Annotated in this window: 23 protein-coding genes, 1 pseudogene and 1 riboswitch; of the genes and pseudogenes, 3 read left to right on the plus strand and 21 right to left on the minus strand. The window is 51.2% G+C overall.

Annotated features, from left to right (window positions below; all coding sequences use genetic code 11):
* Positions 1-20: 20 nt before the first annotated feature.
* The 5 genes from GT003_RS11210 to GT003_RS11230 form a co-directional block, all read right to left on the minus strand.
* Entirely contained in the window at positions 21-218 is a 198-nt protein-coding gene (locus GT003_RS11210; RefSeq protein WP_161697559.1) for a DUF4177 domain-containing protein, read from the minus strand.
* A 136-nt stretch (positions 219-354) separates the two neighbouring features.
* Entirely contained in the window at positions 355-669 is a 315-nt protein-coding gene (locus GT003_RS11215) for a hypothetical protein (RefSeq protein ID WP_161697561.1), read from the minus strand.
* Positions 670-853: 184 nt separating this feature from the next.
* Complete coding sequence (locus tag GT003_RS11220) at positions 854-1,393, minus strand: histidine phosphatase family protein (protein WP_161697563.1); 540 nt, start codon at positions 1,391-1,393, stop codon at positions 854-856.
* A gap of 428 nt (positions 1,394-1,821) precedes the next feature.
* A complete protein-coding gene (locus tag GT003_RS11225) occupies positions 1,822-2,304 on the minus strand; it encodes a DinB family protein (RefSeq protein WP_161697565.1) in 483 nt (160 codons plus the stop codon).
* 265 nt (positions 2,305-2,569) lie between these two features.
* Positions 2,570-3,091 carry an AAA family ATPase gene (locus tag GT003_RS11230; RefSeq protein ID WP_170312216.1) on the minus strand — a complete coding sequence of 174 codons (522 nt, stop codon included), beginning with the start codon at positions 3,089-3,091 and terminating at the stop codon, positions 2,570-2,572.
* A 564-nt stretch (positions 3,092-3,655) separates the two neighbouring features.
* Positions 3,656-3,784: riboswitch (SAM riboswitch) on the plus strand.
* A 102-nt stretch (positions 3,785-3,886) separates the two neighbouring features.
* Between GT003_RS11230 and GT003_RS11235 the strand changes: the two genes are divergently transcribed.
* Positions 3,887-4,108, plus strand: coding sequence for a hypothetical protein (locus GT003_RS11235; protein ID WP_161697569.1), 222 nt, complete (start codon positions 3,887-3,889; stop codon positions 4,106-4,108).
* A gap of 519 nt (positions 4,109-4,627) precedes the next feature.
* Here the strand turns inward: GT003_RS11235 and GT003_RS11240 are convergent.
* Positions 4,628-5,455 carry a TIM barrel protein gene (locus tag GT003_RS11240; protein WP_161697571.1) on the minus strand — a complete coding sequence of 276 codons (828 nt, stop codon included), beginning with the start codon at positions 5,453-5,455 and terminating at the stop codon, positions 4,628-4,630.
* A 15-nt stretch (positions 5,456-5,470) separates the two neighbouring features.
* A complete protein-coding gene (locus GT003_RS11245) occupies positions 5,471-6,664 on the minus strand; it encodes a Gfo/Idh/MocA family protein (protein ID WP_161697573.1) in 1,194 nt (397 codons plus the stop codon).
* Positions 6,665-6,794: 130 nt separating this feature from the next.
* Here GT003_RS11245 and GT003_RS11250 point away from each other — a divergent pair, with 130 nt between their 5' ends.
* Positions 6,795-7,649, plus strand: coding sequence for an AraC family transcriptional regulator (locus GT003_RS11250; protein WP_161697575.1), 855 nt, complete (start codon positions 6,795-6,797; stop codon positions 7,647-7,649).
* 322 nt (positions 7,650-7,971) lie between these two features.
* On the opposite strand, the gene GT003_RS11255 is transcribed toward GT003_RS11250, so the two are convergent.
* The 9 genes and pseudogenes from GT003_RS11255 to GT003_RS11295 form a co-directional block, all read right to left on the minus strand.
* Positions 7,972-8,640, minus strand: a complete 669-nt coding sequence (locus tag GT003_RS11255) for a hypothetical protein (RefSeq protein WP_161697578.1) — start codon at positions 8,638-8,640, stop codon at positions 7,972-7,974.
* 250 nt (positions 8,641-8,890) lie between these two features.
* Positions 8,891-9,316 (minus strand): annotated as a pseudogene (locus GT003_RS11260) (NUDIX hydrolase).
* 261 nt (positions 9,317-9,577) lie between these two features.
* A complete protein-coding gene (locus GT003_RS11265; protein WP_239565809.1) occupies positions 9,578-10,219 on the minus strand; it encodes a tyrosine-type recombinase/integrase in 642 nt (213 codons plus the stop codon).
* Between the two features lie 104 nt (positions 10,220-10,323).
* Complete coding sequence (locus GT003_RS11270; protein ID WP_161697580.1) at positions 10,324-10,599, minus strand: hypothetical protein; 276 nt, start codon at positions 10,597-10,599, stop codon at positions 10,324-10,326.
* 257 nt (positions 10,600-10,856) lie between these two features.
* Positions 10,857-11,609, minus strand: coding sequence for a DUF4309 domain-containing protein (locus GT003_RS33015; protein WP_161697582.1), 753 nt, complete (start codon positions 11,607-11,609; stop codon positions 10,857-10,859).
* A 161-nt stretch (positions 11,610-11,770) separates the two neighbouring features.
* Positions 11,771-12,592 (minus strand): hypothetical protein, encoded by an 822-nt coding sequence (locus GT003_RS11280; protein WP_161697584.1) that lies wholly within the window; start codon positions 12,590-12,592, stop codon positions 11,771-11,773.
* A 170-nt stretch (positions 12,593-12,762) separates the two neighbouring features.
* Positions 12,763-13,875 carry a Gfo/Idh/MocA family protein gene (locus tag GT003_RS11285; RefSeq protein ID WP_239565808.1) on the minus strand — a complete coding sequence of 371 codons (1,113 nt, stop codon included), beginning with the start codon at positions 13,873-13,875 and terminating at the stop codon, positions 12,763-12,765.
* 22 nt (positions 13,876-13,897) lie between these two features.
* Positions 13,898-15,061, minus strand: coding sequence for a UxaA family hydrolase (locus tag GT003_RS11290; protein ID WP_161697586.1), 1,164 nt, complete (start codon positions 15,059-15,061; stop codon positions 13,898-13,900).
* Positions 15,062-15,385, minus strand: a complete 324-nt coding sequence (locus GT003_RS11295; RefSeq protein ID WP_161697588.1) for a UxaA family hydrolase — start codon at positions 15,383-15,385, stop codon at positions 15,062-15,064. It abuts the gene before it with no gap.
* Positions 15,386-15,558: 173 nt separating this feature from the next.
* On the opposite strand from GT003_RS11295, the gene GT003_RS11300 reads away from it, so the two are divergent.
* On the plus strand, positions 15,559-16,407 hold the full coding sequence (locus tag GT003_RS11300) for an AraC family transcriptional regulator (protein WP_239565823.1): 849 nt from the start codon (positions 15,559-15,561) through the stop codon (positions 16,405-16,407).
* Between the two features lie 161 nt (positions 16,408-16,568).
* On the opposite strand, the gene GT003_RS11305 is transcribed toward GT003_RS11300, so the two are convergent.
* From GT003_RS11305 to GT003_RS11325, 5 genes are all read right to left on the minus strand, one after another.
* On the minus strand, positions 16,569-17,555 hold the full coding sequence (locus tag GT003_RS11305; RefSeq protein ID WP_161697592.1) for a Gfo/Idh/MocA family protein: 987 nt from the start codon (positions 17,553-17,555) through the stop codon (positions 16,569-16,571).
* A gap of 74 nt (positions 17,556-17,629) precedes the next feature.
* Positions 17,630-18,586 (minus strand): 3'-5' exoribonuclease YhaM family protein, encoded by a 957-nt coding sequence (locus tag GT003_RS11310; RefSeq protein WP_161697594.1) that lies wholly within the window; start codon positions 18,584-18,586, stop codon positions 17,630-17,632.
* A 166-nt stretch (positions 18,587-18,752) separates the two neighbouring features.
* Entirely contained in the window at positions 18,753-19,859 is a 1,107-nt protein-coding gene (locus GT003_RS11315) for a glycoside hydrolase family 172 protein (protein ID WP_161697596.1), read from the minus strand.
* A gap of 144 nt (positions 19,860-20,003) precedes the next feature.
* Positions 20,004-20,888 (minus strand): carbohydrate ABC transporter permease, encoded by an 885-nt coding sequence (locus GT003_RS11320; protein ID WP_161697598.1) that lies wholly within the window; start codon positions 20,886-20,888, stop codon positions 20,004-20,006.
* 17 nt (positions 20,889-20,905) lie between these two features.
* Positions 20,906-21,811: an ABC transporter permease gene (locus GT003_RS11325; protein ID WP_239565807.1), complete on the minus strand. Its 906-nt coding sequence runs from the start codon at positions 21,809-21,811 to the stop codon at positions 20,906-20,908.
* Positions 21,812-21,818: the final 7 nt, after the last annotated feature.

Consider the following 21,818-nt stretch of genomic DNA (forward strand, 5'->3'; position numbering starts at 1 on the left):
ATTCGTGAATGCGCGATGATTTATGATGTTCTTCTTTTAAAAATCGAAATGATGTCCTTCGATTCTCCTTGATACTTACTCGTATCAAAGCAAGATATGAGCTCCCAGCCTTGGACGCCATATTGGTTTAGCATGTCTTCGAATTCATTCGGATCTAATTTGCCGCCCAGAAAGCCGCCTATCTTGAATTTAATGGTCTTGTATTCCCATTGTTCCATTTCGATCATCCCTTCTTTTTGGTTTCTATACGTAATCTATTCATTCCAGTTTCTTGAATTCCCTTTTCCTCCTCATGTAATTTCTCCAACGCATAAAAAAAGCCGCGAAAGTCGCGACTGGTACTAACAATGGGATTCAACCATAAAGATATTTCACTTTCTTGGTATCTTTTGTTTTGATTTTATATTTCTTAGCGAGATACTTCCCGACTGAAGTTCGTTTGTTCATATAATAAGACGGTATCTTCATGACTTCGCCGCTCTTAAAAATAAGCCTGTATTCGTCCTCGTCCGGGCTAGCAATGTTGATTCTTATTTGCCCTGCTTTCAGTTCGTTGTAGATTTCAATCGTTTGGATATCATCAATGTTTATTTCATTTCGGATGATTGCAAAGAAACGTTTACGAAGCATCCCGTCCGAAATTTCATAATTTGTTCCGGAACTCATCACGATTATGATTCCTGAAACGATAACACTTATAACTACATAGATACCAAGAATGTTGAAATATAAAAACGCATTTATACCACTTAGTACGAGGATGAAGACTAATTTTGCAAAAAGAGTTATTTGAAATACCATTCCAATAATCATTCCTCGTCATTACTTGATGTGCTGCAGCTTCTACATTGCCTCATTTCCAAATCCGGCTTATTTGGAACTTGTCCTTCTCCATAAGTAGCTCAAAAACATCAGGGTTTGTCATACCTTTCCATTCATTAAATCCGAATTCCTTTTTGAAATGGTTGATGATCAAAGAAAGCAAATTCCCATGCGTCACGACCACAATAGGATTGGCGCTGCTTTCTGCAATCTCGCGAATGACTTCAACCCCTCGATCGGCAGCTTCCGCAGAGGATTCTCCTCCAGGCAGATTGAGGTCTATATCCTCGAAGGATGCTTTCAATTTATCCATCCAGTCGGCCATGCCTTCTGAACTCAAGACTCTTTCCGACAGCCTTGGATCTACATTTATCGGAATCCTGGATAACCTTGAAAATGGTTCAATCGAATGGATGGCCCTTAAATAAGGGCTTGAAATGATCCATTCGATATCCTTATCCATGAGAAACTCAGTAATCGCTTCTGCCTGAGCGTGCCCCTCTAGCGTGAGCGTCGCATCCGGCTCTTGACCCTGAGCTTTACAATGCCTAATCAGATAGATTGTCTTCATTAGCGCCTCCATCATGCATTCTCGCAACCGCTTATTTCGTGTCCATTTTCTTCGAGATTTCTCTCAAGACGGTTAATATATTATTTAGGGCAATCAATATAAATCCCAACAGAACGTAGGCGACAATCTCGTGCGTGAAAAAAGAAATGACCCCAAGGATGCCGGCATAAATCATATATAGAAATATTTTCATTGTGTCTCCTCGTAAAACCGTAGTGGAAGCATGTTAACTGAGGGCCAGTGGCCAAAAGGTGAGTGGTGTTACAGGACGTTCGGGACTTGGAGTTGATTAACAAATTGTTCTATATATCCGTCTAGTGTAACGATCAAATGTCTGCATTTCTGTAATCGGCTGCCATCCTATTTCAATGATATCTTCGTTTAAGTACTTTCCCTTCAATGACGACGACTGCCTGCGATATCAAATTTCAAAGCCCCTTTCGAATTTGTTTCTTCAACAACATCACTTGTCCGATATGATAGGCATTATGAATAATCAAATTAGATACGACTCCCCACCAAGGAGCATTAAAATATTCTGGAAGTTGCTGCGTAAGCTTTGCTTCATCAGATTCTTCTAAGACCGTTTTCCAATTGCCAAACACATTCTCAAGTCTACTTAAGGTTTCCTTCCAACCAAGTTCATCCGATTGATCGGAACGCAAAGAAAACGTTTCATCATTGTCGATGTCATGATTCAATACGATTTCTCCAGCCTTAAATCGCTCAAGCCATGTTTCGTTCCAATAAAGAAGATGATTCAGGATTGCCCCTATGGTTTGTTTACTTTCATTCTCAGTCGTTGCTTCTTTCACTGTTAGATCCGCCAGCATCTCCGCCAGAGGAATAAACCAGCTCTTATCGTTATAACAGGCTGTTAATTGATCGATTAAAATGGTTTTATAGGTCATCCAAAACTCCTCATCTCTGACTGTATTTAGCATTCTTTCGGATCATGTTCTTTTGTTCCCGATACCTGAATCGACCTAATCATGCCAGGGTCTATAATACCTTGCTTCTTCAACGATCTCTTGGTGCCAAAATCTGCATCCTCCATGGATTGCCTCCTTCACTCGGTTCATGAGTGTAGTAATTTCAACATCCATCCTCACGAATTCCTTCATGAGTTTATAGGTTTATCTGACAATCACACTAAGACTGGCCAAAGAACGAAAGTCAGCGTTGGGATATCTTCTGCAGTATAATTGCAGTAATTTTATCTGGTTCCAACTGATCGGTTTGTATATGATCATGAAACTTTTTATCCGCAAAGGCAGATACCCCGCTTCTGGTGTGCAGCTGATACCAGTGATTAAAGGTATCTCCTCGTTGTTCGATTCGTTGTCTAATCGTGTCTTCAGATGCAGTAAGACAAAAGTGAAATACCTCTTCATCAATCCTTTTAAATCCATTCAATATGTAGTCGAAATGATCAGCTTTGTATATCGTCATTGGAACAATGAGATGTTTCTTGTATCTACGTTTTAATTCTTCAGCCGTCTTTACGGTTAAGATTCTCCATAATTCAATATCTTGAAAATCATCCGTTCGTTCATTTTCGAATAGCATGTTTTCATGAAGGATCTTTCTTAACATATATCCTATTTCCTCAGGGTCAAAAATCATGCTATCCGCAATCAAAGGCTGTAACCTCTGCGCAGTCGAAGTCTTGCCGGAGCCGAAGGCTCCATTGATCATGATGATCACGTTATCACTCCTATATTCGTTTAGATTATCTCCGTTGAGAGTCGTAATTGACTGGGGTGAAAGCGTTGCAAGACTTAGGCCAAGTGGTTATCCGACTAATCGCTTCCGGTGATTTTTTCCTTCAAGAGTCTGTAAAATAGATTGTGTAAACAAGCCGCCAATTTTAAAATTAATGGTTTTGTATTCCCAGTGTTCCATATCGATCATCCCTTCTATGGATTTCTATAAGTTAACTATTCACTCCACTTTCCTGATTTCCCTTTTTCTTCTAATCCAATTCTCCAATGCATAAGAAAAGTCGCGAAGATTCGCTTACTTATGAAAAACAATATGAATATTAATTTATAGCCGTCAGAAACGGCTCATTCTTATTATTTTCTTTGAATAAAGAATCGAAAATGTATTAAATACCCTATGTAAAAATAAAGCAAACAAAATGGAATGTGTCATCTCTGAATAGCTCCCAACCATATTCCACCTATGAGCCGCTGGCCTGAACAAGACTTGACATCCTGCTTACTTTTATCGCATAATGGTGGAAATTTAATATGTATTTTCTTATCAAGAGCAGGTGGAGGGACAAGCCCGATGATACCCGGCAACCGACAGACCTTTGTCAACCAAAGGCATGCACGGTGCTAATTCTTGCGGAACGCTTTACGAAGCGAATCTGGGAGATAAGAGCGAGGATCGATGACATGAAATCCTATGACCTTCTCTGATTCCAGAGAGGGTCTTTTTTGATTTCCAAACTGAATTCACCTTGCGTACGGGAGGAAAACCATAATGCCGAACCAAATGCCTGACTTTTCGATCCTGGCTGATTCCATCGAGTATCAACCGGAACCGCTGTCCCAACTGATTTCTTTCCTCAATTTGAGGAATTCGGTCATTGAATTATCGTTAGCCTATTTACAGCAATGCAAGATTTCCCATATCGAATGTTTTCGATTCGACAGCGCGCTTACGGAAAAGCTGCGTCCCGGCCGCGGTAATGATGATTGCTGAGGTCTGCTTGCAATCACCACGAATTCAGGAGCAAGGGGAATTGGGGAATTCGCGATTCCTTGCAAAAGCCTGAACGGCGATTTGGTGATGTGGGCCGCCCCTTTTCAGCGGATGAAAGGTCAAACCTTGCTTGAGAGCCTCAACTACGTTCAGGATAAGCAGGACACTTGGGGGCCAGCAAGATCCGAACTCCTTGCGTTGGCGCTTAAAGAGCTTATTGGCAATCGTGAACGGACAGCAGCTAACGATGAAGATCGCGAATACCTCGGGGATCGCACCTACTTGCTTCGTCATACGCAATCGTACGTTTCCTTCTAAACGGGACCTCTGTAACCGTGAGCGGCCATGAAGTGATTACCGACTAAAGTTGAGAAAAAACTGAAAACACCTGCCCTGCTCGTCCGCAGTACCTTAGCCGGAAGCAGCGCCAAAAAGCCATCGTCACAGGGCAACGATGGCTTTCTTTCGTATTCGCATTCCTATTCTTCTCTTCCCTGTAGCTTCAAAGGCATGAATAACCTACTTCCATGCCATATCGGCCCGTTCCAACAGCCGCTTCAACGCGCGGACGGCCGTCACGACGCGCTTCGGATTGCTGGCATGCGGCATGTAATTGTGCAGATGCGGCTCCACAGACAGAAACCCATCGTACCCGCGCTCCCGGAGCGCCGGCAGCAGCTGATCCAGTTGACCTTCGCCCTCGCCGGCAGGGACGAATTGTCTCGGCTCTGACGTGGCATCCTTCACATGAACGTACGACGCGTACGCCTGCAGTTTCGGATAGGCCTCCGACATCGGTTTAACACCGTTGATGACGAAATTGCCGGGATCCAGCGCAAGCCGCAGCGAATCCGAAGCGCAATGCTGCAAGATATCCAAGCAGCGGTCATCCTTCGCGCCGTAAAGATGATCATCGTTCTCCAGAATGAGAATAACGTTGTTCCGCTCGGCGATCTCCGCTAATTGCTTCATGCGGCTCAACACTTCGTCCCTGCAATCATCCAGGCTGCTGTTCTCCGGCAAATAATAAGAGAAGACGCGAATATAAGGCGTTCCCAAGGCATGCGCGGCCGCAATCGCGCGCTGCAAGCTCTCAAGCTGCGGCGCAAAATCGTCCTGCAAAGCGTATTTGCCGATCGGGGACGCGATGGACGAGATGCCGAAGCCGCGTTCTTCCGTGAACGCACGGATTTGCCGGAGCTCCTCGCCGGTCAAATCGAGAACGTTCTTGCCCCATACGCCGCGAACCTCGATATAGCGGAGTCCCTCCTGCTGCAGCACATCCAGCTGTTCTTCTAAATCCTGCGATATTTCATCAGCGAAGCAAGTTAGTTTGACGGTAGCCACGATCGCGATCTCCTCCTATTTGGTCGTCCCGAAAGAAGCGGACATATCTTGGCTGGCACCCGGCTCTTGGATGGCTTTCTTTACGTAGCTCGACGTGCGGATCCGCTCTTCCAGCTCCGCTTGGAAAGCATCGCCGTCGATCGGTACCGCGACGGGACGCTTCTGAAAGGAAGACAGCATGATCCCGTTGGCCAGCGTCAGGGAGCCCAGCCCTTCCGGTCCTTCCGCGATCAAGTCGACCGGCTTGCCAAGCAGCCGTTGCACCAACCGTTCCGTAACGACATGGTGGCCGTTCGGAACGTCCGTGTCGACAACGATTTCCTCCGGCGTGATGTCCCATTCGGCGAAACGCTGGTCCGTCTCTTGGGAGAACGCGAGCATCGATTGCGGATATTTATAATAGAGCAGTTTATTGTTTTCCAAGATCAGCTTGCCGAGATCGCCGACGATTTCCATCCGGTTCGTACCCGGCAGCTCCGCCGTCGTCACGATCAGATGGCCGACCATACCGGATGCATGCTCGAAATATGCCGTCACTTCATCCTCGACCTCGATATCGTGGTATTTGCCGATATGGGCATGACCCGAAATCAGTTCCGGCAATCCGAACAGCCACTGGTACATATCCAGCGTGTGCGGACATTGGTTGGTCAGAATGCCTCCGCCTTCGCCCGCCCAAGTAGCGCGCCAGCCGCCGCTGTCGTAATAGGCTTGGGAGCGGAACCACTTCGTATGAATCCAAGTCGCGCGCGATAGTTTGCCCAGTGATCCGCCGTCCATGATTGCTTTGAGCTTCGCGTAGAAAGGCAGCGTCCGCTCCTGAAACATGATGGCGAATTGCAGGTCCGGTTTGTCCGCTTTGGCCGCTTCGTACGCCTGAATCATCGCCCTCGCGGCATTGACGTGCACCGCGATCGGCTTCTCGCACATGACGTGTATGCCCCGCTTGAACGCTTCGATCGCGATCGCAGGATGATCGTAATGCGGCACGGCGATGATGATAACATCGATTTCCGCTTGCTCCAGTAAGTCGATGGCGTCGTAATAGGCCGTTGCCCCGCAGGCTAGTGCCGTCGCGTCCGCCTTCTCCTTGTCCGTATCGCAGACGCCGACCAAGGCTACATGCTCCATGGTGCGCAAATAATTCACGTGATGCTGTCCGATGCCGCCGATCCCGACAAGCCCGAATTTGATACTATGATCGTTCATCCGTTAGCCCTCCCGAATACGTTGAAATACACGCTACTCTCCCATACTATCGAATTCCAAGTACAACTTCCTTGACGGAATTGCCCTCAAAGTGGATAATATTGCTCAAAATCACGGGAGGTCCGGCAGAATGATCAGCGACTATATGGCTCGGCTCGACGACCATGTGAAATTCCTGCATGCGACCCGGCAGCCGCCGTTCAGCATTCATTTCCACTTGCATCAAGGCTGCGAGATTTACTTCCTTATTCGCGGCGACGTGAATTATTTCGTGGACAAAGCCGTGTACCCGCTTCAACACGGCGATCTCGTCATTACGAACGAACATGAAATTCATAAGCCCGCCCTCACGACGGATGCAGTGTACGAACGCGTCACGATTGAATTCGACCCGGCGCTGATCGCATTGTTTCAGACGGCCGACATGAACCTGCTGCAGTGCTTCTATGACCGACCGATCGGCGAGCATAACATAATCAAGCTGAGCGAACACGATCAAACGGCGCTGTCCGCATTGTTCGCCAAATACGCCGACCTGCAGAAGCAGCCTTTTCCCGAAGCGCCGCTGCTGAAGCTGGGCTGCCTGCTCGAAATTCTCGTGCTGGTGCAGCGGTGTTTCCATAAAAACAAGGAAAAAGAGAGCCGCTTGGACTTGCCTCCGCAGCTCTCTCCTATTCTCGCCTATCTCGATCAACACCTGGCCGAAGATTTATCGTTGGAACGGCTGGAAGGCTTGTTCTTCATCAGCAGGTTCCATCTCAGCCGGCTGTTCAAGAAACATACCGGAAGCACGATTCACGAATACATTCTGTACAAACGCATCGCCCTCGCCAAGACGCTGCTCCGGGAAGGACGCAGCGTAACCGAAGCCAGCATGGATGCGGGCTTTAACGATTATTCGGGCTTCCTTCGTGTGTTCAAGAAGAAAGTCGGCCTGTTGCCCCGGCAGTACGCCAAGCAGCATCAGACAACCGCGCCTAAGTGATGCCGACAGTCCGTAAGCCGCTTGCTTACTTGGCCCCGCCGTAGTGCCGCTTCCCGATTTCCCGGCCTTGATTCGCCTGGCTGACAGAACCATCACTGGACGTAGATGAGGCGTTATGTCATGTCAGGGACTTCCAAGAATCTGCCTGTAAATTCATCCCTTATCGGGATTGTTATGCGATCAAAGTAGGTGGAGTCCTTGACCGGGGGGCGAATGCCCCGATGCGTGAATATGGTGTTATAGGATGTCAGCGCCTTCTTCGAATTACCTAATGAGATTTAAATTGTCTTCATACGGGAATGAAAATTGGCATGACAAAAACTCATAAAATTATTGATTTTTTCCTCACTTCTTCAAGTAACGAGTCAACTATAGATTCAAATTTAGTCTTTATAGCATTTTTGGAGTCATTTATTAATCTTTCCAGATCTATTGATGGTACATCTACTTTAGTCATAGGCCAACGCATTCTAATTTCAAATACTGTAGAAGATACTGGTGCAAAATCGCCATGCGCAGGAGCATAGGATTTATGATTGTAATCCACAGTTGGAAGGCTCTCATGATGGATCTGATTTCTGATACTATTTATCAAATCGAATTCATTTATTGATTTACGGTCAAATCGATAATTAAGATCGGCCTGTTCACTTAAAACTTCAAGAAAACCATCTAAATAATCAATAAAACTGTCTACATGAACTAAGTAATTCTTAAGATGCATTAGAAATTCTACTGGTCTTATACTACTTCCAGTTGTGCGTAATTGATTAACGACTTGTTGAAGATAGCTATATTCAACATCAATAAACCGAAGAATTACCAATAGATTTGTATACCTATATTCCAATTCCTTCAAGTCCTGCGTTGCCTCAACTAAAATAAGCAATTCATCTAGCAATTCAATACATTGGTTTGCTAGTCCATTATAGTAAACGCGTTCAGTATTAAAATATTCTTTACTATTTGTAATGTCGAAAATCATAGTCAAATCTATTATTCATTCCTCTCAAGATATATTATTTAAGGTTTTTGATGGTTTGCGCTGATTTCCTATAACGTTCTTGTATTCACGAACCCAAGAGGCTTAAGTGACCGTAGGGAACGGGTCGCCAGACTTAGCCTCGCAGGGCTGTCCGGCTGAATTCACCCTCGGCACTTCTACTTCGGTCCGGACCAAGGGCGCCAGCCCGCAGCGTGAATACGGTGTTAGATGATGCCTGCGACTTCTTGAATTACACTCAAATGTTCTCCTCGTCTTTAAATTCAATACAAAATGGCTGCTGATCGGGATTTAAACAATACTCAATTCTCTTCCTGAAATCTCTTCAAGTTACCATACTAAGAGCTTCTTGAACTGGAAAGAATCCTGAATCCAGACTTTCTGAAGTGGTTATTAACTCCCCACCCTTGGGCCGGGCTAAAAACAGGGTATTTACTATTGAGTTTCCAATGTTCTGAAATATTCCACAAAACTTAATGATCTCTATGTCAATTCCCGATTCCTCTTTTGTTTCTCTTACTGCAGCCTGACTTAATGATTCTCCTACTTCAACTTGTCCCCCAGGCATCTCCCATCCTCGTCTTGGTCCTTTAACTAGTAAAAATTCACTTTTATCATTTATCACAAATGCAGCTGCGGAAACAATATGTTTAGGAGGATTCATTGTTTTGCTCCTTTAATCAGTTTTTAGTTTCCAGTGGTTTTCATCCCTTTTATTTTAGTCTTCTAGCAGGTTTCATCTAACGTCTTTTTTACGTATTTCGCTAACTTTCACACAGTAGAATGTTTACGTAATTCCAACGGTCACTCGCAATGGGGGTATTCACGTACTCGCTCCCGCATCCTCCATACGATCTAACGGACTTTTGATCTTTCTTATATCCCTCGTGCTAACGTGCGTATACTTCTCGGTCGTGCGAAGATGCTAATGCCCGAGCAGTTCTTGAATATAGCGAATATCGATGCCGCTTTCCAGCAGATGCGTAGCGAATGAATGACGGAGAACATGCAGACTAACCGGCTTATGGACACCTGAACGAGCAAGGGCCTGCTCGAACAGCTTTTGGACGGTGCGCTCCGTGAGATGCTTTCCTTCGTACTGGCCGGGAAAGAGCCAATCTTGCGGCTTTTCCCGCTCCACGTAGTGTTGGACGACTGCATAAGCTGCGTCGGACAATAACGTCTGCCTGTCCTTGCGCCCCTTGCCTTGACGGAGACGAAGTGTTTTTCGCTCGCGGTCGAAGTCGCTTAGGCGCAGCCGCACGACTTCGCTTACCCTCAAGCCGGAGGAATAGGTAATATACATAATTGCCCGGTGCTTCGGGTTCTCGAAAGAGCGAAGAATCTGCATGACCTCGGATTGCGACAATACATGCGGCAGCTTCTGTTCCCTCTTCGGTCGAACGTACGAAGTGGAAGTCATGGTCTCTCCCAGCACGCGGCTGCTGAAGAACTTGACCGCACTCAACGTTTGATTGACATCGGAGTGCGATGAGCCGCGCCCCAGCATATGCAGCGAATATTTCGCAATTGATTGGGCATCTTCGTCAAGATGCTGTTCCTTCAAAAACCGGTAATAACATCCACCTGGCTGCAATACGCCTTCACCGTCTTCAGACTATACCCCCGAAGCGCCATCGACTGACGAAGCCGGTGCTCATGCTCGGCATCTCAACGATAGCTGATCTCTTCGACCGGCTCCATCGGTTCCCATTCCTCTAACGCCGGACACTCTTCCACGAGCTCCGCATCGATATCCACGTCAGCCCGGAGAAACATCTCTTTCAGCTGCTCCAGCGCAAGCAGCGTATAGGGGATGAACCACGTCTTCGACGCAGGATGCCATCGTCTGCCGTCGATGGATCTGATCGCTTTCACGATCGACGCTTCGTACGCAAACGTAACGGCAAGGCAGGTTTCATCTTCTTTCGCTAACCGAATCTTCATCCTAATCTCCCTTTCAGTATACCAGTTCCACTAAATACTGGTAACCGTTTCAAAGTTCTCTTCGCCCTCGAAGTATCGCCTCTGCCCGGAAATGCAAAAAAGGAGATCCCCCGTCCAAGTGGACGAAGAAATCTCCCGATGCTTTCGGTCTATGCTGCGATAATACCAGCTTATCACGGCCTCAATCGCTTGTAAACGCTACTGCTTTTCCGACAGAACAAACCAGTTGTTCTAACTTTCTACTACCCGTTCGCGCCTTAACCTGCCATATTATTCACGGCAGCCGATGGGGCGTACACCGAGATATGGTCGACTTTGCCCGTTTCCGCGGCAATGACGAAGCGCAGCTCGTAAGTCTTGCTCGCAGCGTACGTATAGATGCTGTCCGTGCCGTTCTTCGTGACTTTGGCAGCTTTGCCGAGCGCAGTCTCGATCTGCTTCAAGGTCAGCTTCTGCAGCTCGGGCGCATCGGAACGGACATCGAAGATCTGACTGCCTTTATTGTAACCAATTACCGCATGCTTCTTGGCATACGTAGCGTAGATGCCTTTGCCGGCGAAGTCGCTTTTGTCCGCCTTGCCCCATTCCTTCTCGACATCTTCGGTCAGCCCCTTAATGGCTTGGAACGGAATGCCTTCCACTTTGCCTTCCTTCGCCAGCGCCAGCATCGCTTTCAACATCTTCGCTGTCGCATCTTCATCTTTCGGCGGCGTCGACACGCTGCCGTTATCGGCGTTGCCCGAGTTACCTGAGTTTCCTGAATTTCCCGCATTACCCGAGTTTCCAGCAGGGGCATTCGTTGAATTGCCGTCACCGTTGTCCCCGTTAACTTGATCGCCGCCTTGGTCAGCATTATTGCTTGGGGCATTACTGCCGGAACTATCGTTCGCTGGCGTCGTCGTGTTCGACGGATCGTCCCCGTTAGTGTTGTTGTTGCAAGCGGACAGCATCAGGACGCCGGCCATCAGTGCCGCGAAAGCCAGCATCGTTACGGATTTACTCTTCTTCACTTTCGTTCATCTCCATTATGTTAGATTTCATGTTTGCATCCACTAGACGAACGGTTTCCTGAAAATGTTCCAATCATGACCGCTGATCCAGCAACGCCGTGACAATATTCCCTCTTAAATCGCTTCGCTGCAGCCGAAACGCCTGCAGGCCGCCATGAAGCTTATTGGTCGAGCTCATTCGCTGGTAGCAGATCGGTCTTCGTCAGGACCAAAGCCTTCTTCTCCCCGTCGTAGCGCAAATGGTACACCGGAACCGCGTCCATGCCTGCGCCGAAACCGCCGACTGCGATCACCTCGTCTTGCTTCACTTCCAGCTTCCGATGCGGATATTGTCCGATGCTGGTCAACGTGCTCGTGTCGCTCATGATAATCGGGACCGGAAAAGCTTTCCCGTCTTTCATACCGAAGAAATAGGTTTCCACCATTCGGCAATCCGTATACCGCGGGCTGAAAGCAAGCAGCAGCACATCGTTCAGCTCTAGACGCTCCATGCCGACAGGACTCTCCGAAGGCTGGATCATTTCAAACTCCCGGGGAAACGTAAATACCCGCTCCGCTTCCCCATCCTTTGGAATCCAATCCGCTTCGAACGTCCCGCGCCAGTTCAGATCCGATTCCAGTCCGAGACAGCTCGGCACGCCCAGCTCCGAGACCGTCGCATGGACAGTCGGTTTAACGACTAACTGTCCCTCTGCCAACTGAACACTAGCTCGCACGGAAATGTCTTCTCTCGTATTATCTCCATTAGGTTCGGCGATAGCAGCATCAACCTCACTCGCATTAGCCGCATTCGATTCTGCTACGATCTCCCCGATTGTAGCAGCTTCATCATCCGCAGCACTCGACTCCGACACGCTAACCGACTGCACCTTGGATCTCGCGGCGTTCTCCGTTTCGTTCCTTTGCCCCGTGCAGCCTGTCGCCAGCATCATGAATGCCAGCACAGCCCCTGAACCCATCCTCCACTTACGCATGCTTCCCATTTCATCGCTCCTGCAACTATATTGAATCCTCTATAGGCTATCGACGCCATGAGGAAGAAAATGGTTTCACCTGCATGCAAAAAAGAGAGCGCACCGCGCTCCCTATGGGTTCATTTGATAATAGTTCTTGATTATTGATCTGTTCATGAGCTGCATCTCGATCTCGACTCTTACTTCAACTTCTGCGCAGCGATCTCCGCCAGCGTTACCGGCCGATTCTCCTTCATCGACAAGTAAGCCCCGAATACCATCTGCATCGTCTTCAGATTGTCCGCCACGCTGTTCTCCGGCTCGCGATCCTCTTCGACGGCGCGCATCAGCTCGCCCATCGTACCCATGAAAGCATGCGGGAACCATTTGCCATGCAGCCGCGGTTGGAACCAATAATCCTCGTGAATCGCCCGCGAATGAAAGCTCAGCGTATCCTCGCGGCCGACCGGATAATTGTACAGGGAACCGTTCGTGCCTTTGATGATCCCCTCGGTGCCTTCGAACCGATACGTCGCGAACCAATCATCTTCGCCCGCGATGTGGTTGTGATTATCGTGAATCAACCCGCGCGCTTCGCCGGGAAACTTCACATGCAGCAGCGTCCGCGTCTCGCCGACCGTCTGCTGCCCAGGGAATCGCGCGCCGTCCGCATAGACGTATTCCGGCGTACCGAACAAGAACCGGATCGCATCCATGTAATGAATGCTGTGGTACATGAATTCCAGCGTCGGCATCTCCCGCAGCCAGCCCCAGTTGGCAAAATCCTGCTTCACGTTCACCTGGATCGTCGCCTGCAGCAGCTCGCCCAGCCAGCCGCGCTGGATGATCGTGTGGCTGGCCCGGATGCTCGGCGACCAGCGCATCTGCTGGTTGACCGCGCCTTTAATGCCGTACTTCGCGCAGGCATCGGCGATGCGCACGGCTTCCTCGTAAGACTCCGCAAGCGGCTTTTGGCAGAGGATATGCTTGCCTGCCGCGGCTGCCCGCTCCGCGATGCCCGGCTGTACCTTAGCCGGAACGGCTAGATCGACGATACGCACCTCGGCATCCGATAACAGTTCATCGATTTCCCGATACACTTTGGCGATGCCGAACTTCGCGGCCAATTGTTCCGCCCGCTCGCGGTTCAGATCGAAGATACCGACGACGCGAAGGCCGCCCATCTCGTAAGCCGGCAGATGACAGGCTTCGACGATTTCGCCGGCACCGATAATGGCGATACCGATTTCTTTGTTCCGTGGCAAGGCCGGACGATAGTCCAAATCAAGCCATTCGTTCATTAACGCGCTCATGCTGGCGCACCTCCGCTGTCTATTACAAGCTTGGACCGATCCGGTTGATGCTGAATTCCGTATGCCCCAGCACCTCCGCCTTCGTCCATTTCCCTTCCGCAACGTCCAAGATCTCCTGCCATATCCGTTCGCCCGCTTGACCCAGGCTGACGCTGCCGTCCAGCATGTCGCTGACATCCACGTCCATGTTATCCTCCATGCGCCGGAACATCATCTGGTTGCCCGTAATCTTGATGACCGGCACGACCGCTGCGCCCGTCGGCGTACCGCGGCCCGTCGTGAAGCAGACGATGTGCGCGCCGCCGGCCGCCATGCCCGATACGCACTCGATGTCGTTGCCGGGCGAATCCATGAAGTACAGCCCATGATCCGGAATGCTCTCGGCGTATTCGATGACGCCCTTGATCGGCGCCGTTCCGCATTTGCTGATGCAGCCGAGGGACTTCTCTTCGATAGTGGACAAACCGCCGGCAATATTGCCCGGGCTTGGATTGCCGCCGCGCATGTCGGCCCCCATCCGCTCGACCTCTTTCTCGAAGCGATCCACGATGTAGTACAGCTTGTCCGAAATTTCCTGCGTCACGCAGCGCTCCGCAAGCAGATGCTCCGCGCCGATGATTTCCGTCGTTTCGCCGATGACGATCGAACCGCCTTCGCCGATGAGCGCATCCGCAGCCACGCCAAGAGCGGGATTGGAAGCCAGGCCCGACGTTGCGTCTGATCCGCCGCATTTGACGGCAACCTTCAATTTATTCAACGGAACCGGCACTTTTTCCTGCTTCTCGAGATCGGCCATCAATCGTTTCGCCACTTCCGTGCCGTACGAGATCGCTTTGACCGAGCCGCCGACGGATTGAATGTCGAATACTTCCACGGGTTTGCCGGTCTGGCGGATATCCGCTGCCAGCGCGATCGGATCGACGACCTCGCAGCCGAGGCTGATAATCAAGACGGCGCCGACATTCGGATTCTTCCCCGTGCCCGCGAGCATCTCGAACGTGCGGTCTTTGTCCGCGCCGATCTGGCTGCAGCCATGCTGATGCGGAATCGCAACCGCCCCCGGCACCATCTGCATGATCCGGCTGCACACCTGATTGGAGCAAATGACAGTCGGAATGATCAGCAGATGATTGCGGATGCCGATTTCGCCGTTCGGCCGTTCATAACCCATAATGGTACGTTCCATTTAATTCGTCTCCTTCGCGCCGAGGTCGCCGCGTCCGCGGATGCCTTCGATATTGTGTACATGCACATGCTGTCCTGCAACGATCGGCGCCACGGCGCGGCCGATTACTTCACCGTACTTGCGCACGTCGTCGCCTGCCTCGATCGCCGCAACCGCGATTTTATGGCCGAAAGGAATATCATTCTGCGTCGTCACTTCCTGCAAACCTGCCGCATTCCGATAGCTGATCGTCTCGCCCGATCGAATCTCCCGAAGCGCCGTTACGACGTGATCGCGTTCATTCATATACAGCGCATCTGCGCCCGTGCCGATTACATGTGCCATCGGTATTCACCTTACCTTATCCCTGTGATGTGATGGACAATCCCTGCAGCGTTCGTTATAGTTTCATTATAAATAATAAGAAACAGAATCTTAATAGCGCATATCGCCGGAAATATACCCTTTCTTGCACATATGCATCTTCACGGTGAAAGGAGACGAAGCGGTTGAACGCGATGCGAAAGCAATTTGCTGCCGACGATACCCTGCCGGTAGAGCTGGCGCTGCACAGCACGAAGAATCTGCAGGCCGAGCTGCCGGATCATTTGCATGACTGGCACGAGATCATCTATGTGCACGGAGGCGCAGGCTCGTTCTTTATTAACCATACGTTTTACGAAATGCAGCCAGGGGATCTCTATCTCATTCCCGGCAATACGATTCACAAGACGCTCCCTCATCCGGACGAGCCCTTGACGTCCTCCGTCGTGTTCTTCAGCGGTCAATTCGTGCAGGCCTCCTCCATCGGCATGGATGCTTCCTACTCGTTCCTGCAATGCTTCGATACCGCAAGAACGAGCCGAAGCTACAAGCTGGAGCTGCTTTCCGATGAACGCTTGCGCCTAGAAGCCGTATTCAACGACATGCAGGGTGAAATGACCGCCAAACAGCCCGGATACAAACAAGCCATACTGCTGCTATTGAAGAGCATCCTGCTCCACGCGAATCGCAAAATCAATCCCGGCAACCGTTGGACGCCGCACGCTTCCAGGCCAGCATGGCTGCAGAACGCGCTGAATGAAATCGAGACCCGTTTGCTGCAAACGATCAGCTTGACGGAGCTCGCCTCGCACGCCTCCGTAAGCCCGTCGTACTTCTCGCGGATCTTCAAGCAGCACACCGGACTGGGCTTAACGGAGTATATCATCACGAAACGCATCATGCATGCGAAGGAGCTGCTGACCGAGACGGATAGTACCGTGGCGGAGATCGCAGCGGCCTGCGGTTTCGAAAGCCTGCCGCATTTCTACCGGATGTTCAAGAAATTCGCCGGTCTCACGCCTGCGCATTATAAACGGACGTAGCAGAAGACGGTCTTTGCGGCTACCTCGGCTAATTGCTAAGCCTTACTCCCCAGCACGGCAAAAACGCCGCAGCCGACGGAATTCCGTTCAGCTGCGGCGTTTTGATTTCGAGGTTTTACGGCAAAGCAATCTGTTACGCCTCGACTATTGCCCTAAGCGTACTACTTCAAATCGGCCGGGAAGACAAGCCCCTGAAGCCGTCTTGCTTCATCCAGTACGTTCATGACGGCAAGCGCGTTCGCATGCGAGTTGAGCGGCGACTCTTGTACGCCTTCTTGAATCAGCTCGGCGAAAGCCCGCACTTCATAGCTCATGACCAAGCCCTGCTCCGGCGCGGATGCTTCCTTCACGCGTCCGTCCCTGTAACGGACCGTAATCTGGCGCGGCAGGTTGATGGCATCGATGATCATCGTGCCTTCCTCGCCTTGAATTTCCGCCGGAAGCGAGGAATTCGAGATTTTGGAATACGTGATGATCGCTTCCATGTCCTTGTAGCCGGCAATGATGCTGCCTTGGCCGTCGACGCCGGAGGACAGCATCGTGCCGCTGGCGGAGATCCGTTCAGGCGCGCCGAACAGCAGCACGAGCGGATACACGCAGTAAACGCCGAGATCCATGAGCGCGCCGTTCGAGAACTCCGGCTTGAAGGCATTCAATACATTGCCTGCGCGGAACGCATCGTAGCGCGATGAATATTGGCAGTAGCTTGCCGTATAGCGACGAATCGTGCCAAGCGACGGCAGCAGCTCCCGAATCGCCTGGAACCCCGGCATGAACGAGCTCTTCATCGCTTCCATGAAGACGACGCCGTTCTCCTTCGCCGTCTCGATCATCCGCTGCAGCTCGCGCGCATTGGAGGCCGCGGGCTTCTCGCACAGCACATGCTTCCCCTCGCGCATGCAGAGAATCGCCTGCTCCGCATGGAAGGACGTCGGCGAAGCGATATACACCGCGTCCACTTCGCCGCTCGCCGCCATTTCGCCGATATCCGTGAACGTCAGCGGAATCCCGTTCTTCGACGCATATTCCTCCGCCCGCTCAGCCGTCCGCGAATAGAGCGCCGACAAGGCAACCCCTTCGACTTCGCGCACGGCCGCCACGAATTGATCCGTAATAAAGTTGGAGCCGATTATGCCAAAACGTATCATCGTTCAATCCCCTTTCGTCGGTATTCATTTTACCCGTTATGCTCGCCCAGGACAACGAGACGATGGCTTCCGCATTACCACTTCAAGCGATAGAACGCCTTGTTCTCCAAGCCTCGCACCTGCGGCGTCCAATCCTCGTGGGTCGCGGCCGTGTCGAGCGCGTCTTCGATCATTTGCAGCTTGGCATCGAGCGAGTCGATATAATGAAGCGCGACCGCTTCCGCGATCTGCGGCTGAACGGGGCTGCCCCATTCGCCCAGGTTATGATGCGACAGCACGAGATGCTGCAGCGCCAGCACCCGCTCCGAATCCGCGGCGATGCCGGACTGCTGGGCGGCCTCCGCGATCCACAGCGAAGCGAGCGCAATATGACCGATCAGCTTGCCCGCATTGCTATAGTCCGATACGATGCCGAGCTCCGATATCATCTCCTCGGGCTTCGCGATATCATGCAGAATAATGCCCGCTTTAACCAGATCCGCATTCAAGAACGGACGCTGCGCGCAAATGAATTCGCCGAGCTCCAGCATGCGCACGATATGATAGGCCAGTCCGGCATAATAGGCGTGATGATGCGTTTTCGCCGCCGGCGCATGGTACAGCCGCTCTCCTGCCTTGTCGAGGCAATAAGCGACGATCGTGCGGATGACCGTATCCGCGATGCCGTCCTTGACCGCATGTATGCGGGCCACGAGCGTTTCCGGCTCGACCGGAGCCGCGCGGATAAAGTCCGTCAACGTAACGCCGTCCGCCTCCGTCGCTTTGCGGATCCGGTTGACTTTCAATTGTATTTTCTCCCGATACAGCTGGACGATGCCCTGCACCTTGACGAGCGTCAGCGCCTTGAACTGCTCCTTGTCGCTCTCGGCAGCGTCCCACAGCTTGGCCGGCGCTTGGCCGCTCGCATCGGACAACGTCAAATTCATAAAATCCTTCGGCGGCGTCGTGTTCGTCTGCTTGATCTCGCTCTCCTTGATGAGATAGAAGCCGACAAACTCTTCGCCGTCCCGCAGTTCATTGATCCGTGACATCCCGTTTCCCTCCTGCTATCTTCTCTCCCAAGCCGTCCTCCCGAGGCAAATGCGGACAAAACCGCAAAAAAATCCCCTCTCGGAAGACAGCGTTCTAGTCCATCATACCATGAACTCTTTTTACGCTGTCGAGCAAAAGGGGAATCGTCGCAGAATCAATGCTCAACTACATATCCGTCCGCGCCGGCCTTCCGGAATCGCTCGTCCCAAGATCTCGGCTTCGCTCTTCCCGTGTAGGGAAGCGATCAAACGGCAAGGACGGCAGCGACTGGTACCAATACGCGACGGCGCAATAATCGTCGCTGCGCTCGAAATAACAGTCATCGGCCGCTTCGTCATTGCCAAACGCGCGGTAACGGACGAGCGCGTCGCCATAGTGCTCGCGTGCCTTGGAACCCGATCCGTAGCCGATTTGCTGGATCGTCACTTTCAAGCGCTCCTGAAAATAGATCGGATCGCGCACATGAAAGCGATAGAGCGAATACAGCCCGTTCCCGCCGTCCACGAGCGGCGCGCCTTGATACGGAGTCAGGACTTCTTCCAGCCCCCATGCGGAGCCCATGTAATCCTCGGCCCCTGTTCCGCATAGGGTCGGGTACTCTTCATCGCCATCGAGATAAAATTTGACCTCGCCTTCTCCCCACCAGCAGTCGTTATACAAACTGCGTACGCCGAGCGTCGTTCCTAAGTAAACGCCCCGCCCTTCAATCCCGTCCGTAATGACGAAATCCTCATGCATGGGACATGGGTTGCTGCGCCGGAACCGGGCATGGAAATAACCCGCAGCGTCGTCCAGCTCGTCCCCGAGCGTCGCATCGATTTGATAGAACAGCAGCCGCACGTCCGAATCGGAATCGTTCTCGATCGTGACGACGGCTTGCTGCTTGAAGGGCATCGGGATCCAGCAGTTGAACCCTTTCCCCGACTGCATCGTCACGCAGTCCGACTGCATCGGCCGCTGGCGACCGTGCGCGACGCCGAAGAAATCGCCGATAGGCGTTTCCACGCTCGGATGCTTCTGGCCGTCCCAATAGATGCGCAGAATGACGTTGCGCATATGATCGGCATTGCCCGGCGGAATCGTCATCCAGATATGACGAATGACGCCAGCCCCTTCGCAATGCAGCAGCTCGATCGTCTCGCCCTGCTTGAAGCCTTCGATGCAAGGCGCCCCTTTCCGGCCGCGGTTCGCTTGTCCGCCGCTGCCTGCGGCGCCAGCCGTGTTCTCCGCGGTGAACGCCCGGCTCTTCGTCTGTTTCATCTCATAGAGCATCGCTGAAGCTGCCTCCCTAATCTGAAATCGAACAACGAGCACCCGAAGCGGTCCAAGAGGACTTCCGAATGCTCGCCAGTCACTGCTTTTGTCATTCTTCGCCAGCACAGGTCAATCCTTCTTCGCCAGCGCCTTTCAATCCTGCTATTCTTTGACCGAACCGAGCATGATGCCGCTGATGAAATACTTCTGCATGAACGGATACACGAGCAGGATCGGAATCATCGTAATGACCAGCTTCGCGGCGGTCAAGCTCCGGTTCGATATGGCCAGCAGGTCTCTCACCTGATCGACGTCCCGGATCGTGGTATCGTAATTGACGACGAGCTGCTGGATGTAGGTTTGAAGCGGGAAATCGCTCGTTTTCATCGAATAGATCAAGCCGTCGTAATACGCATTCCAGTTGCCGACAACGACGAAGAGCGCGATGGTTGCCATAATGGGCATGGACAGCGGCACGTAGATTTGCAGCAGTCTGCGCCAAGGTCCTGCGCCGTCGATGCTGGCGGACTCCTCCAGCTCGGACGGGATATTCCGGAAATAGTTAAGCATGAGGATGATATGGAACTGCCCCACCGCGCCCGGAATGACGAGCGCCCATATCGTGCCGAGCATATGCATGTCCTTCACCGTGAAAAACATGGGCACGGTGCTTGGTCCGAACAGCATCGTTCCGATGACGATCCACATATAGATGCCTCTTGAGCGGAACGCCTTCTTGCTTCTCGACAGCGGATAAGCGGCCAGGACGACCAGCACCATATCGATGACCAGGGCGAGGACGACCCGTTGGCATGATACGCCTGCAGCCGTCAGAATCGCATGATCCTTGAAAATCGTCGTATACGTGCTCCAACTCAGCCCCAGCGGATAAATCGTCACGAGACCTGCCGTCGCTTTGGCGCTGTCGCTTAACGAGATGGCCAATATGTTAAGCAGCGGCACCAGCGTAACGACGACCAATAGGGTCAGAATCGTATAGATAATCGTATTGGCGATCATGTCGCCTTTCGTTAACCGAATGGACATCCGTTTCACCTCATCGTCTAGAACACCTTATATTCGCCGTATTTTTTAGCCAGCCATTGCGAGATCAGGATGAAGATAAAGGCGACTGCCGAACGGAACAGCCCGACCGCGGTAGCAAATTCGTATTGATTGCTCTGGAATCCCATGCGATAGATATACGTGTCATAGATATCCACAACTTGGTAGACAAGCGGATTGTACAAATTGAAGATTTGATCGAAGCCGCCGCTTAAGATGCCCTGCAGGCTTAGGATGAGAATCAGCACGATCGTGCCTTTGATGCTCGGAAGCGTGATGTTCACCAGCTTGGCCCATCTGGAAGCGCCGTCCACGTCGGCTGCCTCGTACAGATTGGGATTAATGGCCGTCAGCGCCGCCAGGAATACGATGGCATTGAATCCGAAGCCTTTCCATACGTCCGTCACGTACACGATGATCATGAACCACGTGTTGCTGTTGAAGAACATGATCGGCTCGCCGCCGCTTAATCGGTGGATGATGCCGTTGATAAGGCCGTCGATCGAGAAGAAATCCTTGAAAATACCGGCCATAATGACCCACGAAAGGAAAAAAGGCAGATAGACGATCGTCTGAACCGACCGCTTGAACCATCTCTTCTTGATCTCATGCAGCAGCAGAGCGAAAGCAAGCGCGCAGGAAATATTCAATATAATCTTGATCAACGAAATGGTAATCGTATTGATCGTAATCTGCTTGAACTCCGGTATTTGAAACAGCATTTTGAAATGGTCGAGACCGGCCCAAGGCGATCCCCATATCCCCTCGATCGGGTCGAAATATTTAAATGCCATGATCGAACCGAGTGTCGGATAAATGCTGAATATAGCCAACAGGATAAGGGTAGGAAGCAGCATGACGTGATAATGGACGGCTTCCAGGCTGCGAATTTTCTTTTCTTTCAACGAAATG

The organism is Paenibacillus sacheonensis (assembly GCF_009909195.1).
In the GTDB taxonomy this organism is placed as follows: Bacteria; Bacillota; Bacilli; order Paenibacillales; family Paenibacillaceae; genus Paenibacillus_Z; species Paenibacillus_Z sacheonensis.

Excerpts from the sequence above, each read along its gene's own strand:
- GT003_RS11245 (WP_161697573.1), bottom strand. The coding sequence starts at position 6,664 with ATGAACGATCATAGTATCAAATTCGGGCTTGTCGGGATCGGCGGCATC.
- GT003_RS11220 (WP_161697563.1), bottom strand. The coding sequence starts at position 1,393 with ATGAAGACAATCTATCTGATTAGGCATTGTAAAGCTCAGGGTCAAGAG.
- GT003_RS11320 (WP_161697598.1), bottom strand. The coding sequence starts at position 20,888 with ATGTCCATTCGGTTAACGAAAGGCGACATGATCGCCAATACGATTATC.
- GT003_RS11310 (WP_161697594.1), bottom strand. The coding sequence starts at position 18,586 with ATGTCACGGATCAATGAACTGCGGGACGGCGAAGAGTTTGTCGGCTTC.
- GT003_RS11235 (WP_161697569.1), top strand. The coding sequence starts at position 3,887 with ATGCCGAACCAAATGCCTGACTTTTCGATCCTGGCTGATTCCATCGAG.
- GT003_RS11295 (WP_161697588.1), bottom strand. The coding sequence starts at position 15,385 with ATGGCACATGTAATCGGCACGGGCGCAGATGCGCTGTATATGAATGAA.
- GT003_RS11270 (WP_161697580.1), bottom strand. The coding sequence starts at position 10,599 with ATGAAGATTCGGTTAGCGAAAGAAGATGAAACCTGCCTTGCCGTTACG.
- GT003_RS11250 (WP_161697575.1), top strand. The coding sequence starts at position 6,795 with ATGATCAGCGACTATATGGCTCGGCTCGACGACCATGTGAAATTCCTG.
- GT003_RS11305 (WP_161697592.1), bottom strand. The coding sequence starts at position 17,555 with ATGATACGTTTTGGCATAATCGGCTCCAACTTTATTACGGATCAATTC.
- GT003_RS11285 (WP_239565808.1), bottom strand. The coding sequence starts at position 13,875 with ATGAGCGCGTTAATGAACGAATGGCTTGATTTGGACTATCGTCCGGCC.
- GT003_RS11225 (WP_161697565.1), bottom strand. The coding sequence starts at position 2,304 with ATGACCTATAAAACCATTTTAATCGATCAATTAACAGCCTGTTATAAC.
- GT003_RS11300 (WP_239565823.1), top strand. The coding sequence starts at position 15,559 with ATGCGAAAGCAATTTGCTGCCGACGATACCCTGCCGGTAGAGCTGGCG.
- GT003_RS11290 (WP_161697586.1), bottom strand. The coding sequence starts at position 15,061 with ATGGAACGTACCATTATGGGTTATGAACGGCCGAACGGCGAAATCGGC.
- GT003_RS11230 (WP_170312216.1), bottom strand. The coding sequence starts at position 3,091 with ATGATCAATGGAGCCTTCGGCTCCGGCAAGACTTCGACTGCGCAGAGG.
- GT003_RS11315 (WP_161697596.1), bottom strand. The coding sequence starts at position 19,859 with ATGCTCTATGAGATGAAACAGACGAAGAGCCGGGCGTTCACCGCGGAG.
- GT003_RS11280 (WP_161697584.1), bottom strand. The coding sequence starts at position 12,592 with ATGGGAAGCATGCGTAAGTGGAGGATGGGTTCAGGGGCTGTGCTGGCA.
- GT003_RS11210 (WP_161697559.1), bottom strand. The coding sequence starts at position 218 with ATGGAACAATGGGAATACAAGACCATTAAATTCAAGATAGGCGGCTTT.